This window comes from Peristeroidobacter soli, from assembly GCF_004138485.1.
GTDB lineage: Bacteria > Pseudomonadota > Gammaproteobacteria > Steroidobacterales > Steroidobacteraceae > Steroidobacter > Steroidobacter soli.
In genome coordinates, this window is sequence record NZ_RYEV01000004.1 from 384,681 (window position 1) to 399,781 (window position 15,101).

Annotated in this window: 10 protein-coding genes and 3 tRNA genes; 3 read left to right on the forward strand and 10 right to left on the reverse strand. The window is 62.4% G+C overall.

Features of this window, described 5'->3' with window-relative positions:
• Window positions 1-346 precede the first annotated feature (346 nt).
• The 3 genes from EKO19_RS40165 (at window position 347) to EKO19_RS17435 (ending at window position 2,702) form a co-directional block, all read left to right on the forward strand.
• A complete protein-coding gene (locus tag EKO19_RS40165) occupies window positions 347-691 on the forward strand; it encodes a serine hydrolase (protein WP_217705419.1) in 345 nt (114 codons plus the stop codon).
• 155 nt (window positions 692-846) lie between these two features.
• The gene (locus EKO19_RS17430) at window positions 847-1,698 is read left to right on the forward strand and encodes a glycosyltransferase family 2 protein (RefSeq protein WP_407676655.1); all 852 of its coding nucleotides are present in this window, start codon (window positions 847-849) and stop codon (window positions 1,696-1,698) included.
• A gap of 101 nt (window positions 1,699-1,799) precedes the next feature.
• Complete coding sequence (locus EKO19_RS17435) at window positions 1,800-2,702, forward strand: glycosyltransferase (protein WP_129777737.1); 903 nt, start codon at window positions 1,800-1,802, stop codon at window positions 2,700-2,702.
• 73 nt (window positions 2,703-2,775) lie between these two features.
• Here EKO19_RS17435 and EKO19_RS17440 read toward each other — a convergent pair whose 3' ends face one another.
• The 10 genes from EKO19_RS17440 to EKO19_RS17485 all read right to left on the reverse strand — a co-directional run bounded on the left by EKO19_RS17440 (window position 2,776) and on the right by EKO19_RS17485 (window position 15,097).
• Window positions 2,776-3,753: an alpha/beta hydrolase gene (locus EKO19_RS17440; protein WP_175597094.1), complete on the reverse strand. Its 978-nt coding sequence runs from the start codon at window positions 3,751-3,753 to the stop codon at window positions 2,776-2,778.
• 37 nt (window positions 3,754-3,790) lie between these two features.
• On the reverse strand, window positions 3,791-7,249 hold the full coding sequence (locus EKO19_RS17445) for a DUF885 family protein (RefSeq protein WP_129777739.1): 3,459 nt from the start codon (window positions 7,247-7,249) through the stop codon (window positions 3,791-3,793).
• Entirely contained in the window at window positions 7,249-8,871 is a 1,623-nt protein-coding gene (locus EKO19_RS17450) for a gamma-glutamyltransferase (RefSeq protein WP_157995307.1), read from the reverse strand. The genes EKO19_RS17445 and EKO19_RS17450 overlap by 1 nt, the downstream gene beginning before the upstream one ends.
• Before the next feature lie 103 nt (window positions 8,872-8,974).
• Window positions 8,975-11,386 carry a TonB-dependent receptor gene (locus tag EKO19_RS17455; protein WP_129777741.1) on the reverse strand — a complete coding sequence of 804 codons (2,412 nt, stop codon included), beginning with the start codon at window positions 11,384-11,386 and terminating at the stop codon, window positions 8,975-8,977.
• 63 nt (window positions 11,387-11,449) lie between these two features.
• A complete protein-coding gene (locus EKO19_RS17460) occupies window positions 11,450-12,517 on the reverse strand; it encodes a FecR family protein (RefSeq protein ID WP_129777742.1) in 1,068 nt (355 codons plus the stop codon).
• The gene (locus EKO19_RS17465) at window positions 12,514-13,023 is read right to left on the reverse strand and encodes an RNA polymerase sigma factor (protein WP_217705421.1); all 510 of its coding nucleotides are present in this window, start codon (window positions 13,021-13,023) and stop codon (window positions 12,514-12,516) included. Before EKO19_RS17465 ends, EKO19_RS17460 begins: the two co-directional genes overlap by 4 nt.
• Before the next feature lie 289 nt (window positions 13,024-13,312).
• Window positions 13,313-13,388 (reverse strand) — tRNA-Glu (locus EKO19_RS17470).
• 18 nt (window positions 13,389-13,406) lie between these two features.
• Window positions 13,407-13,482 (reverse strand) — tRNA-Ala (locus EKO19_RS17475).
• A 91-nt stretch (window positions 13,483-13,573) separates the two neighbouring features.
• On the reverse strand, window positions 13,574-14,977 hold the full coding sequence (gene gltX / locus EKO19_RS17480) for a glutamate--tRNA ligase (RefSeq protein ID WP_129777743.1): 1,404 nt from the start codon (window positions 14,975-14,977) through the stop codon (window positions 13,574-13,576).
• 45 nt (window positions 14,978-15,022) lie between these two features.
• Window positions 15,023-15,097 (reverse strand) — tRNA-Val (locus EKO19_RS17485).
• Window positions 15,098-15,101 lie beyond the last annotated feature (4 nt).

The following is a 15,101-nucleotide window of genomic DNA, read 5'->3' on the forward strand; positions in this document are numbered from 1 at the left end:
CAGCGGAGGCGGAGCTTCCATCGCTGCTGTTGCCATTGATATGACATCGAGTGAAAGCCACCAGCGGCGCGCGATGTCTCGAAGTCTCACAGCAAGGTTATTTGCTTTTTCCTGAAACGCTGCGTGAGCGCTCGATGCTGAGCCTCGACGAACGAAGCGATGCGCCGTCGTAGCAGCGTGAACCAGCGAGCGGCACGCGAGCAAACAAGCGAACGTCTGCGCATATCGATGTCGGCCGGCGACACGACGCGAGCGCAATCAGCATCGCCAGTAACCCGGCCCACATTACGAACCGTTCACGATGCGCGGCGTCTGACACGGACTGTCAGAACTTCGGCTCCAACAAGTGCTGCACGTGCTCGTGCGCCGACACCAGCAACGTGGCATCGGCATGCGCGCGCAACGGATCGGAGGTATGGCAGGTGACAGAGACGATCTTGTCTTGCCGATCGCGAAACTGACGGCAGCGCCGATTGAGCGCGGCGTGTTGTCCGTGTTCGGAGAACGCATGGGCTGGCGCATCACGCAGGAGCCGATCGGCGGACGGATCGTGTGGCACTCCGGCGAGACCGTCGGCTTTCGCAACGTGATCATCCGCTATCCGCAGCGGCGACTCACCCTCGTGCTCTTGAGCAATCGCAACGACCCGGAGCCGTATCAGACGGCCGGGCCATCGCGAATCTGCTGTTGAGGTAACGCCGAAGCTCAACGCCGCGTCTTGCGCGGGGGATTTTCACGGGCGCGACTTTGCCAAAGGAATGTCGTCGAGCTTCTCGACGGCCAGTGCTTGCTCGCCCACACGAATGTCTCCTGTGCTGGAAGGTTGTGACAGGAGGATGACGGCGGATTTCACGGAGCTGTCATGCAAGCCACTTAGCTTGCACGCCTGTGCTGCCCGTTACTCTCATTGTCATCGCCAAGAACGAAGCGCCCGTGATCGGACGGTGCCTGGACAGCGTACCGTTCGCCGCCGACAAAGTAGTCGTTGATTCCGGCAGCATGGATGGCACGGCGGACATTGCCGCCGCGCATGGCGCGCGCGTCGTGCATCAGCAATGGCTGGGCTTCGGTCCACAACGGAATTTCGCAACCGGCGTCGCGAAACACGACTGGATCCTCGTGCTCGACGCCGACGAGCAGCTCTCGCCTGCGCTCGCCGCCGAGCTCGAGCGGCGTCTGCCCTCGATCATGGAATCGTCACTGGCCGGCGCTCATTTCCGACGGGCGACCCGTTTCATGGGCAAGGCCATGCGCTGGTACCGGCCGATGAGCGGCGAGCGGATCGCACGGCTCTATCATCGCGAACGCGCCCGCTGGAGCGACAAGAGAGTGCACGAGTCGCTGCAGTTCAAAGGCGCTGTCACGTCGTTCCGCGAACGATTGTTACATGATCACAATCCGACCCTGGTTCACCGTCACATCAAGATGCTCCGCTACACGGAACTGCGCGCGCAGGACTGGCACGAGCGGGGCCGCAAGGTGCGCATGTGGCTGTGTCCGCTGGTCTTCATCACTACATTTCTGAAAGATTACTGGTTGCGCCTCGCCTTCCTGGATGGCTGGCGCGGCTACATCGTGGCGCAGACCGCGGCGTCATATGCCGTTTACAAACGGCTGCGTTATTACGAACTGGATGTCGACCCCAGCTCCGCCGCGCTCGCCTCTGAATTGCTCAGAAAGCACGGCCTCGAGCCGTAGCACGGAACTGTAACTCAGCGTCCATCCAGCCTTCGCACAAACGTCCGTCGGACGTCACTTCGCTTCGGCACCTTGAACTCACGATGCGAGGGAGTCCGACCGTGCGAATTGCAGTCATTCTGAGCACCTACAACGCGCCGCATAGATTGGCTCCGACACTCACCGGCTACGCCGCCCAGCGTGGCGCCGAGTTTGAGATCATCGTCGCCGACGACGGCTCGACCGATGCCACTCGCGAAGTCATCGAACAGGCCGCGCACACCTACGGCATCGTGATCCGTCGCGTGTGGCAACCCGATGCCGGTTTCCGTAAGTGTCGCATTCTGAATCAGGCCGCGATCGCGACCGATGCGGACTATGTGATTTTCTCGGACGGCGACTGCGTGCCACGCGCCGACTTCGTCGCAACTCACGCGGCACACGCACGGCCGGGCCGCTTTCTCTCCGGCGGCTATTTCAAGCTGACCGATGAGACCAGCAAGCGGCTCACCCCGGAAGTCATCTTCAGCGGTCACGCCACCGATCCTGAGTGGCTGCTCGCGAACGGCACGCCGCGCTCCGCCAGACTCGGCAAACTGCGCGCACGTGGCTGGCACGCCAAGCTCATGAATGCCATGACACCGACGCGCCCGAGCTGGAACGGTCACAACTCATCGTGCTGGCGCAACGATCTGCTCGAGGTCAACGGACACGATGAGCGCATGGCTTACTGGGCGCAGGATCGTGAGTTCGGCGAACGCCTGGCCAACGCCGGCGTCACGGGCCTGCAGATCCGCTACTCGGCGATCTGCGTACACATCAATCACGACCGGCCCTACAAGACCGAACGCAGCCGCGAGCTCAACAAGCAGATCCGTGCCGAAACCAAAGCACGCCGTGCCACCTGGACCGAGCACGGCATTCTGAAAACGACGCAGCGACCCGATAGCTTCGCGACCCGCCTGGAGAGCGACGTGATCGTGGCCACGTTTGGGGGATCGCTCTACCGCCGAAGCGCGGCTTGAGCAAAGAGCCTGTGGCTCCATGGCCCAGAAGGCTTGGATGCTGAGCAAAGACGCATGCTTGCTGTCGGCTCGTTCACAGCGTCAGCGCGAAACGCAGGCCGCGGCTGATCGTTGCGGGAAGGACGCTCAAATGGGTTTCGCGCTCGAAGACGATGACCTCGACCTCGCGACCGGCGGGGGCTTTGGCACTCTTGAGTCGGTCGCCCAGCGCGCGGACCTGGGTGACCATGCCGAAGGCGGTCAGCATCGCCTGCATCTGTTCGCGTGTCACGCCTGGGTACGTCTTCACATGGTCGGCCAGCTTCTCCTCATATTCCCCGGCGGTGAGCAGCACGCGAGGCGCGACTTTGCCGGCCGCCAGTAACTTCACGAGATTGGCTTCGTGCTTCAGGATCGCGCCTTCGTTCCAGTTGATCGACGGGCTGTTGACCAGATAGGTCTGGTAGGCCTCTGGATGATTGAACAGAACATGCAGCGCGAACAGCCCGCCGAAGGAATGCCCCCATAAAATGGTGTTGCGGCGGTCGATCGGGTAGGCGGCCTCGATCACTGGTCGCAACTCCTCGGTCAGAAAGCGGTGAAAGCCCTCGGCCTCCCCGTAAGTGGCGCCCTTCGTCAATGGCGAGGCCTCCAGGGCAGCACGAGTGGCGGCATCGGGCCCGGTCGGAGTCAAGTCGGCGCAGCGCGTGCGCGACGCCGTCTGCCAATCCTTGCCGTAACCGATGCCGACAACATAGGCGGGCTGAACTTCCAGGCCGATCCCCTGCATCATCACTGCATCGGCGGCGGTTTGGAAATTGAAATCGCCATCGGTGAGATAGATGACTGGATAGCTTTTGGCGGGCGCCCCCAACACCACCGGCTTGGCCACATAGATGCGATAGGTCCGGCCAGTGATCCTGGAGGTCATATCCCACTGTTCGGCGCTCGCGCGTACCACAGGGGAACGACTCGGCGCCTCAGCGCGCGCCGTCGCTGCGTTGAAGCCAGCCGTACTCAACGCAGCCGTCAGCCCCACACCTGACATCAAAAACTCTCGTCGTGCAACCATTCCGCGTTCCTTCCTGCTGCTCATTGCAAACTTCATCTCAAATATCACCAGGTGCCGCGGGCCGGCACGGCTGCATCGGCAGCGAGCCACACTCTGGCGCCGGCGCTTGAGCGCTCTCGCCGGGCACCACGGGCAGACTCAACATCGAGCGATGGCGACTGGAGTGATAGACCTTGTTAATCGATGGTCCGCCCGAGGGCACACTGCCCATGACGGGGGAGGGAATTGGATTGGGTGCGAGAATCGACAGCTGGAGTCGATGGCCCTTGCGCACCACGTGGCCAATGGCGCCCAATGACAATTTGATCTCGTAGATCTTCCCGGGAACCAGCTTTTCGTGCCGTCGGAATGAGTGAGCGATGTAGTCCGGCGTGGTGCGGCTCGGATCGATCCTGCGCAGCGACGCTCGCAGGTACGCCCGTTGTAGAAACAAGGTGTCGCCACGGGCATCGATGTCCTTCAAAGTGAACAGGAAGTCCGTGTCCCGCTGATCCGAACTGAAGTAGAACGTCAGGATGGGGGTTCCCAACAGCGCCAGATCTTCGCTCATGACCTCCGTCTCATAGTTGAGCGAGCCAATCGGCAGCGGAGCCAGCGCAAAGTGTTCGTTACTCCCAACCAGCTCCGTGCCCATGGGATACACGTAGCTACGAATGCCTTGCTCGTCGCTCGACGGCGGCGGCTCTCGGGTCAGCTCACCACTGCCCGTCAAATAGAGCGCCTGCCGCTGCAGTCCAGGAACCGGCCAGCTCGGGTAGCTCGTGCTCCAACCCGAGGATCCGCTGCCGCCGTGCTCCCAATTGATGAGCACGGGCGGTTCGTTTTCGACGCCGTTCTTCTCTCCTTTCACCCAACGGTCGAACCAACGGATCAGGCGCGGTGTCGACGATGCATCTCCATGGCCCCCGTTCTGTACGACGAGCCGCTTGTTCTCGCCGCTCAATCGCTCGAACAGCCGCAGAGCGCCATCGGGCATGTCCCATGGGTCCTGCCAGGTCTGTTGTATCAGCGTGGGGACTCGAACTTGATGCACGGTATTTTCGAGGGCTCGGCTCTCCCACCACCGATCTTGCAAAGGGTGCGCGAGAACATCTCGATAGAAGCTGGTCTCGGCGGGGCGTGTGGCGCGGATCGCGGTGCATTCCGTATCGCCTCCCTGGATGCGAGCCTCCGCGCCGGCCCGCGCCACCTTCGGTTGCAGGTCGAAGGTCCAGCTCGCCGCCTCGCCCAGATGAATCATTCCACCGGCCGTCGCGCCCTCTTCTCGATACAAACTGCCGGCGATGGCGGTCGGTGCGATGGCTTTCAAGTGCGGAGGCCGTCGAGCCGCCACTGCAAGCTGACTCATGCCTGCGTTGGAACCGCCAAACATTCCGATATTTCCATTGCTCCACGGTTGTGCCGCGGCCCACTCCACTACCTCCGCGCCGTCCGGCGCTGCCTGAGGATCGAGGAAACTGTAGCCGTCCCCCTCCGAGCATCCCGTGCCTCGCGCGTTGACGCCGAGGACGGCATACCCCGCTTCGAGAAACTCTTTGGCGCGATTGAATGGCAGACCGCCGGCGTTGTATTCGCTGTAGGTGAGCAGCGTTGGATAACGCCTTTCTTTGCCGGGTCGCCAGAGGACGTGCGCGAGCCGGGTGCCATCCTTCAATGAGATGTACCCATATTCACGGTACGCATCCGCTTCCGAGAACGTTTGTTCCGCGATCCACTGGTCGACGCGCCGTTCGAGCAAGTCGAGCGGCATCTGGCCGCGACCGAGAATCGTGTCGTGGAAGCCGCGAATGTCGAACTTGCTACCGAGCCGCTCCTCGGCCCGCCTGCGCAGTTCCAGAATCTTGATCATGCCGATCTTGTAGCCAGTCGCCTGCCCCGGCGCGATGATGTACCGCTGCACCTCGGCTCGGATCTGTCGTTCGGCGGCCGGCGAATTCTCGCTGAAATATTTCACCGACTGCGCCTCGGTCCAGCCCTTCGAATGCAGCCCGGTGTCGATCACCAGTCGGATCGCGCGCCAGATCTCGGCACTCAGCCGACCGAAGTCGGAATAAGGATCGCGGTATGCGCCCATCTCCTTCGCGAGCTGCTCCGTGTACAGTCCCCAGCCTTCCTGATAGGCATTGATGGATAGATATTTGCGAAATTTCGGAATGTCCGTCAGCTCGCTGGCGATCGCGAAGTTCAGGTGATGACCGGGCAGCGCTTCGTGATACGCGATCACCTCCAGCTGGGGGATGGGCATTGCATGCATGTCCGAGAGATGCGCGTAGTACACGCCCGGCCGTGAGCCGTCCGCTGCCCCTATGAAATATTCCTGAGGCGCGCCCGGGATCTCGCGATACGCCTCGACGCGCTTCACGATCACATCGGCCTTGGGCAGGATGCCGAAGTACCTGGGCAACTGCTGCTTCATGAAGGCGATGTGCGCCGTGGCGGCGTCGATATACGCTTGCCGTCCGACATCCGTGTTTGGATAGTAGAAGCGCGGATCGTCACGCACGAATTTGAAGAATTCCTGCAGCGTGCCCGCGAAGCCGACCTGTTGCTTGATCCGCTCCATCTCGCCTTTGATGCGTGCGACTTCGTCGAGACCGAGCTGATGCACCTGGGCCGGCGTCAGCCTGGTCGTGGTCGAGCTGGCGAGCATCGCCTCATAGAAGGCCTGGCCGTTCGGATGCTTGCCGACGCCGGTCGCGATCGTATCGGCTTTGGTCAGTTCGGACTCGAACCAGGCGATCACTCGATCGTAGGCCGGCTGCCACTGCGCCAGCAGCGCCTTGCGCGCGCTGAGCTTGTAGGCTGCGGCTCTGGCGGAATCGATCTTGCCGGTCCTGACCAACCCGTCCACCTTGGCCTGAATGTCGGTCCACACGGCGCTGTCGCCTTCGCCACCGAACGGTGCGCCCGTGATCAGCGCGCGGGCCTGCAGGATCATCGCCTCATAGGAAAAGCGTGGCACTCGCGATCCAGCCGCCGCATTTTTCCTGGCGATGTCGAGAAGCTGGAGCTGTGCACGCGCGACACCACCGATGCGCGCGATATAGGCATCCATGTCCGCCGGCTCGTCGACGCGATGAACCTGCATCAGGAACTGCGGAATCCGAGTGTGCGGTCCGAGCAGTTGGTTGAAGACGTAGACGTTGCGCTTGAACCGGGCGAGCGACGCGGCATCCTGGTACTGGTAAACCCAGAGATCGTACGAAAGCTGCGCATCCGGCGGCAGCTTCGCCCGATCGAATTTCGCCCGCAGCTCTTCGACCGACTTGCGCTGCCATTCCAAGGCCCGATCCGCCGCCGCTTCGGACAGGTCGTCGATCTTGTCATAGTCCTTCTTCTCGCCCGCATAGGCGCGAGCCATCGGACTCAGATCGAGCTGTTCCTCATACTTCGCATCGAACCACGCGTTGATGCGTGCGGTCTCCTCTTGCGCCGCCGACGCGCTGGCAAATGCCAGCAGCGACGCGCCAATGAACCACGCCTTGGAAATATCCATCAGTAGCCGACCACCCGTCCGCCCATCGCCAGTTCGCGGATCGCGCCTCCCTGCAGCTCGCCGCTCTTCGAGTCGATTTGCACGCCGATCCAATAACCGCGCATCTGATCGTTCTCGACCAATGGCTGTCCGAGCCGGCCCACCTCGGCGATGAACTCAGGCTTGAATTCGTTCTTGCCAACGGTGAGCACCGCGCCACCGTCCGCGTCGAAGCTGAAGCCACCGAGGCTCGGCTCGTCGATCGCCCGTTGTGGTGTCATGCCGAAATCCAGAACGTTGATGAGCGCCGTCACCGTGCGTGAATGCAAGCCGGCACCGATGGCACTGAACCCCATGAACGGTTTGCCCTTCGCGACCACGAGGCCCGGGCTGGTCTGGTCCGGCAGTCGCTCGCCCGGAGTGAGTTTCGCGATCTCGGCGCGCTGAAACGACGCGGAGTCCGGGATGGAAACGCCCGCCACGTTGATGCCCGTCGCTCCCCAGCTCACGGCATTGATCGAGTGGCAGATCGCCGCGATGTTGCCCCACTGATCGATCGAGACGATGGCGTCCGAATGCGCGGGTACCGACGGAATCGCCGGCACCCTCGGCATCCGTCCAGAGCGCATGACGTCCCACAGCTTCACCGCGGATTCCTTTTTTGCTCGTGCTGCCAACGACCGATCCAAGCCGAGCGATTCGAAGATCTTCGGATCCATGGACACAAAGTCGAACAGCTCCGCGGGCTTGAGGATCTGTGCGAGCGTGAACGTCGCCTGGGGTGATTGCGCGTACCGGCCCAGCTTTGCGACATTCGATACATCCGCCAGATTCATCGCCTCGACCAGACCGACGCCGCCGGTGGCGGGCGCGCCGGGCACGTAGATGTCGTAACCGTGGTAGCTCGCATGCATCGGCTCGGTCCACATGACCTGGTAGCTCGCCAGATCGTCGAGCGTCATGCGACCGCCGTCGCGTTGCAGGGCCGCGATGAATTGCTTCGCCCATTCACCGCGGTACATATAGTCCGCACCATGCAGGGAGACCTGGCGCAACGTTTTTGCGAGCGCCGGTTGTTTGAATGTTTCTCCCGGTTGATAGGCCGTGCCATCGGCCTTGGTGAAGACTGCTCTGGTCTCGGGCAGACGACTCAGCACATCTTTGCGAAACGCATATTGCGCGGCGAGCCCGGGATTCCATTCGACTCCCTGCTCCGCGCAGCGAATGGCCGGCTCGAACACCTTTGCGAAAGGCAGCTTGCCGAACCGCCTCTGAGCGGCGTCCACGCCCGCCATGAAGCCCGGCACCAATGCGGTCCGTCCACTCGGTGGATAGCTGCCATTGCGCAGATCCTTGAGCAGTTCGGTCAGATCGACGCCAGGCATCGCCATGGCATCGGTCTCCGCCTTGACCGTGTTATATGCTGCGTTGAGGTTATAGATCTTCCCCGTGGCAGCGTCGAAATACATCATCGTCATGATGCCGGCATAGCTCACCCACGAGCCCGCGGCCATGCAGACCTGCGTAAGCGCAGTCGCCACGGCCGCGTCCGCAGCGCTGCCGCCAGCCTTCAATATCTCGATGCCTCCCTCGATGGCGGCCGAACCGGTGGTGGCCGTGATCATGCCGTGGTGAGCAGGCACCGGATTCGCCGTATCCGCAGCCTGCACTATTGACGAGGCAACACTCATTCCGAGCAAAAGCAGTGAGCACCTGCGCATCGATAACCCCTACGGAACGAAAGACTCAGCGGAAGCGGTAGCTCATGTTCAGGCCGACCGTGCGCGGGCGCGGTCTCGCGGTCGGCAGAGCCAGGCCATTGACCACGCCGGCGACGGACATGGCTGCGTTCTCGTCAGTGAGATTGTCGCCAAACAGGTAGATCCCCCACGATTGCCCTTCCGCGCCGAGCCGTGTACCGAGCAGCGTCACGTCATCCGACGGTGCGAGATTGTTGATGAGATCGACCTGGTCGGAGGTGTATTGGGCCTGCCCGAACACGAACGCATCGAGCGTGGCTGTCAGTGGCCAGCGATAAGTTGCCGACGCGGCCAGCGTGTTTTCCGGGACTCTGGTAACACGGTCGCCCTTGCGAACATTTACGCCCGCGTCCGCTTCGGTGTATTCCGCCTCCACGTGGCTGGCCGAGAGCTGCAGATTCAAGCCTTCGATCGGTTGCGCCGAGAGACTGAGCTCCGCGCCGATGGTCCGGGCCGCCGCGCCATTCTGCAGGGCACTCAACTGCGTCACCGGTTCGACGACGACGTTGAGCATCAGGTTCCGCCAGTCGTTGTAATAGACCGCAGCCTCGACGGACGCGCGACCAGCAGCGAACGTACCTTTGGCGCCGAGCTCATAGCTCCACACGATCTCCTCTTCGATGCCCACCGGTATGTCCATCCCGATCAGCGCCGCGGATATGAGCGATACCGTGGGCTGAACCTGACCGGCGCGAAAGCCCTTGGCAACGTTGGTGTACAGCAGCCAATCGTCGCTCACATGCCATGCCAGGTTCAGACGCGGATTGAGGGTGTCGATGGAGCTCTCGACGCGTCCGGTGAAACTCGGATCGATGGTCTGAATGAGCGCGAGCGTCGCCGGATCGATCGGATCCGCGCGCAGGCGATCGTCCTTGAAGTAGCGCAGTCCCAAGGTGAGGTCGAGCTTGCGATCGAGCAGCGGCCAGGTGCCTTCGCCGAAGACCGCATAGGACTCGCTCTGCGCATACTCCCCGAAATTCAGGCCGAGGACCTGGGCAGTGACCGGGCGTTCGATCTTTCGGTAGAAGAGTCCGCCGGTCCAGCGAAACCCGCCATCGTTGGATGAAGTCAGTCGCAACTCCTCCGAGCGCACCTCTTGCGTCTGATCGCTGAGCACGGGCAGGCCCAGCAACGTGCCGGCGTTGAACAGACTGAAATCCATGTACGAGGTGGCACTCACCAGATCGGCGAAACCCAGGTCGTAGCGCACCGTCAGGCTGTACAGGTCGTACGCCATGTCGTTGCTGACCGGCGTGAGATCCGTCGTCTGATTTTCGTAGGCGCCGTTGGAACCGGCCGCTTCCGAGTCGGTGCGCCAGAACGACAGGATCACATCCAGCCTGTCATTCGGCGCCAGCCGCAGCTTGCCGCGATAGGTGTCGATGCTGCGCTCGTTCTCATCCGCAACGCCCGTCGCAATGTTGTCGGTCCAGCCGCCGATATCTTCTTGTGAAGCCACCAGGCGCAGCGCCGCTTTGCCTGCCACGATCGGCAGATTGAGCATGCCTTTGGCCGCCCAGCTGTCCTCGCCGTGCTCGGTCGATGCGATCGTGAGATCGACGTCGCTCTGCAGATTGCTCAAGTTGGGCTCGGCCGTGAGCACGCGAATCGTGCCACCGAGGGAACCGTCGCCGTACAGCGTGCCCTGCGGGCCTCGCAGCACCTCGACCCGCTCCAGATCGAACGTGCGTACATCCGGCACCACGGGCTGGGAGATGAAACTGAATGGCAGCTCGTCGAGGTAGTAGCCGATCGGCGCGTCGCCGAACGTCGAATTGATGCCGCGGATCTGGATGCTCTGTGTTCCGGCCTGCGTATCGACGATGCTGACGCCGGGCGCCGCCTGCAAAAAATCGGCGAGCTGCACCGAGCCTTGCTCGCGCATTCTGTCGCTGGTGAAAGCGGTGATCGACTGCGGCACATCGAGGATGCGCTCGGCGCGCTTGGTCGCGGTGACGATGATCTCCTCGACGGCAAAGTGCTTCTCGGATTCCGAGGCAGCCGCACCCGCCTCATTTGTCGATCTACCGCCAGGCGCGCCGGACTGGGTCACCCACGTCGCCGATGTCCGCACAGCGGCGCTGACGATCAGCAAACCGGACTCACCGGTACGCACCCTCAACCCGGACCCGCCCAACAATCGATCCAGCGCGTCGCGAGTCGTGAATTCCCCCTTCACGGCGACGCTGCGCTTTCCCTTGACGGCCTCGTCCTCGAACACCACCTGCTGCAACGATGCCCGCGCGAAGGCTCGCAGAGCCGAGTCCAATTCCTGGGCGGGAATGTCGAACGCTTGCAGCTGCTCTCGTGCAACAGCCTGCGACGGATGAGTAGTGATCGATACGGCGAGCGTCGCGCAACTCAGCAAGATCGAGCGGCAACATTCTTTGAGCATCATCGTCGGTTCTCCCCGGTCCTGCCGTTGCTCGGCAGTGTTATCGGGTAGAACGCACCAGGGTCGCTAGCGGACAGTGGCGCTCGAATCTATTTTTGTAGCGACCGCGTGCAGCACCCGTCGGTCCGGGCGACGCTCGACCTGGACCGGAAAGAACGTCGTCACACCCTCGATGAAGGCATCGATATCGCCGGCGGCGAACACTCCGCTGATGCTGAAGGCAGCGACCTGAGCATCACCCAGTTCCAGCTGCTCCTTGGAATAGCGGTTCATCCGTTCCACCGCCGAGAGCAACGGCTCGTTGACGAAATTGAGCTGTCCGGCCTCCCAGGACAGCGACCGGGGCGCATCCGTCGGTAGAATTTTTGCCGTCGATCCGGCAGCTGCAACCAGCTCTCGGCCTGGTACGAGCGTGCGCTCTGGAGCCGCGAGACTCTCATCGAAGCGTAGCGGCCGCGGCTCGGCCACAGCGTCGACGTGCTCCAGCACCTCGATGCGACCTTCATATAGAACGACGCGGACCTCTTCGCGCAGACGTTCGACGCTGAAGCTGGTGCCGACCGCGACGACCACCTTGCCTTCCGCCTCCACACTGAATGGACGCAACGGATTCTTGGCGACGTCGAACTTTGCCCGCCCGGAGAGCAGCTCCAGCTTGCGACGCTCGTCAGTGAAACGCACCTCGACGCGAGTCGCCGCGTCCAGTGACAACTTCGATCCGTCATCGAGCACCGCGACGCGCCGCTCGCCGATGCCGGTCTCGTAAACCTGAACCCTATCGCCCATCCAATAGACCGCACCGCAGATTGCCAGCACCAGCGCTGCCGCCAGACCCGCCGGCCAACGCCACCCATCGGAGAATCGCTTCGCCCAGCGGCGGCTGTTCGCCTGTCGGAAGCTCTCCAGCGCCTGGCCACGAGCGCGAATCAATTCCGGTTGATCGTCGAGCCCCTCCAGCCCTTGCCAGACCGCGACCGCATCTGCAAAGGCTTCGCGGTGGCCGGCATGCGACAACCATGCGTCGAAGTCCCGCTGTTCCGCGGACGTGAGTCGCCCCTCCGCCATGCGCATGCACCAGGCTACGGCCTCTTCGTCCCTGCCCTCCGGGAGCTCCTGGTCAAAGCCGTTGCTCATCGGAAGTCCCTCACCTGAGCCATCAACATCGCCATCGCCTTCATCACATGTTTCTTGACCGCGCTCTTGGAGATGCCGAAGCTGCGAGCAATCGTATCCAGCTCCAGATTCTCGATACGATAAAGAATGAAAATGGAACGAGTGCGTTCCGGGAGCGCGTCCAGCCCGGTGATGAAAGCCCCGAGCGCATCGCGAGCGGCAACGACACGCGACGGATCCAGCCGTTCCGCATCCTGCTCATCGAGCAGCACTGCGTCCCGCAGATACTCCATCCGAACCTTGCTCCGGCGCGCACCGTCCCGAAGCAGGTTCATGGCGACCTGAAAAATGTAGCTATCCGGGGATTGGCTCGGCCGCCCGCCATCCGTCAGCAGCCGGGCGAACACCTCCTGAGTCAGATCCTCCGCCTCAGCGTGGTTGCGCACCCGGCGCAAAAAGAACGACATCAGCGCCGGGCGCCAGCGGCGGTTGAGGTGGTTCGAGTCACTTGCTGCCTGCTGAGACACGATTGCGACGCCGTCGGAAACCCGCCCATTTTGAACGAACGCTCGTTGAGCAGTGTAAGACGCACCAGCGCAGCGCGCGGACAGCACTCGTGAGCGAATGTTTCTAATTCATTGGAGCCAACGACCGCTGACCCTCGAAGAGGGCAGCGGCGCTGTCGAGCGGGAGAAAACGAGGAGTTTCGACGACGCGGGACGCGTGGCCAATCGCGTTCCGAGGGGCTCAGAGCCCCTGATTTCTCGCTACCATTCAGGTGGTTGGAGGCAACCACCACCGACGCCGTTGCAAAGTTGGCGTCCCCACGGGGATTCGAACCCCGGTTACTACCGTGAAAGGGTAATGTCCTAGGCCTCTAGACGATGGGGACACATCGAACGTCGGGACTTGGTGGAGCTAGCCGGGATCGAACCGGCGACCTCTTGCATGCCATGCAAGCGCTCTCCCAGCTGAGCTATAGCCCCACGCGAGAGGCGCGCAATGTAGGGAAGCGGCGCCGGACTGTCAAGGAGCGTTCGCCAAATAATTGTATTTGGCCGGATTTCGTGCAGAACCTCAGCCCTGCCCGCGCGCGTAGGCCAACGCCCGCTCCAGCCGCGCGATCGTGACGTCGCGTCCGAGCACCTCGAGCGTGACATCGATCGGCGGCGACACGGTGCCGCCCGAGACCGCCACACGAATCGGCTGAGCGATCTTGCCCATGCCCAGGCTCAGCTCGGTTGCGGTCTGATTGACCACGTCGTGCAGCGCCGGTGCGACCCACTCGGTCAGCGCCGACAGCTTGCTCAGCACCGCGGTGAGCGGCCCGACGGCTTCGGCGGTGAGATTCTTCTTCGCCGCCTTCTCGTCATAGCCAGTCACGTCCTGGAAGAAGAACAGGCTGTTCTGCGCCATCTCCTTCAGCGTCTTGGCCCGCTCCTGCTGCGACTTCGCGACGGCGGCGAGCTTGCGATCGTCGGTGACGATCACGCCGAGCGCCGCGAGCTGCGGCTTCAGGTACTTCGCCACGTGCTCGGGCGTCGAGCGCATGATGTGTTGCTGGTTCAACCATAGCAGCTTGTCGGGATTGAACGCGGAGGCGGACTTGTTCACATCCTTGATATCGAACAGCTGCGTCATTTCTTCCATCGAGAAGACTTCCTGATCGCCATGCGACCAGCCCAGACGCACCAGATAGTTGAGCAGCGCCTCCGGCAGGAAGCCCTCCTCGCGATACTGCAGGACACTGACGGCGCCATGACGCTTCGAGAGCTTCGCGCCGTCCTGACCGAGAATCATCGGCACGTGCCCATACACCGGGATCTCGGCACCCAGCGCCTTGAGCATGTTGATCTGGCGCGGCGTGTTGTTGAGATGATCGTCGCCGCGAATCACGTGCGTGCACTTCATGTCGCTGTCGTCGACCACGACGCAGAAGTTGTAAGTCGGCGTGCCATCGGAGCGCGCGATGATCAGATCGTCGAGCTCCATGTTGTCGAACACCACGTTGCCGTGAATCACATCTTCGACCACGACGCTGCCTTCGATGGGATTCTTGAAGCGCACCACCGGCGACACGCCGGGCCGCGGCTCGGTGCGATTCCGGCAGGTGCCGTCGTAGCGCGGCTTCTGTTTGGCCGCGAGTTGACGGTTGCGCATCTCTTCCAGCTCTTCCTTCGAGCAGTAGCAGTGATACGCATGGCCGGCTTTCAGGAACTCGCCGATGACCTCGCGATAGCGATCCATGCGGCGGGTCTGATAGAACGGGCCTTCATCGGCGCTCAATCCCAGCCACTCCATGCCATCCAGGATGACCTGCGTCGCCTCGTCGGTGGAACGCTCGCGGTCGGTGTCCTCGATACGAAGGATGAACGTGCCGTTGTGACGGCGCGCATACAGCCAGGAGAACAGCGCGGTACGCACGCCGCCGATGTGCAGCAGGCCGGTGGGGCTGGGAGCGAAACGAGTGCGGATTGCCATGGCGCCTTGTCCATGGCGCCGGGATTCCACCCGAATCGTAAGGAGTGGTGGGCGGTACAGGGATTGAACCTGTGACCCCTGCCGTGTGAAAGCAGTGCTCTACCGCTGAGCTAACCGCCCGATG

Coding starts and splice junctions, on each gene's coding strand:
- EKO19_RS17440 (WP_175597094.1), bottom strand. CDS start 3,753: ATGGTTGCACGACGAGAGTTTTTGATGTCAGGTGTGGGGCTGACGGCT.
- EKO19_RS17445 (WP_129777739.1), bottom strand. CDS start 7,249: ATGGATATTTCCAAGGCGTGGTTCATTGGCGCGTCGCTGCTGGCATTT.
- EKO19_RS17455 (WP_129777741.1), bottom strand. CDS start 11,386: ATGATGCTCAAAGAATGTTGCCGCTCGATCTTGCTGAGTTGCGCGACG.
- EKO19_RS17460 (WP_129777742.1), bottom strand. CDS start 12,517: ATGAGCAACGGCTTTGACCAGGAGCTCCCGGAGGGCAGGGACGAAGAG.
- gltX (WP_129777743.1), bottom strand. CDS start 14,977: ATGGCAATCCGCACTCGTTTCGCTCCCAGCCCCACCGGCCTGCTGCAC.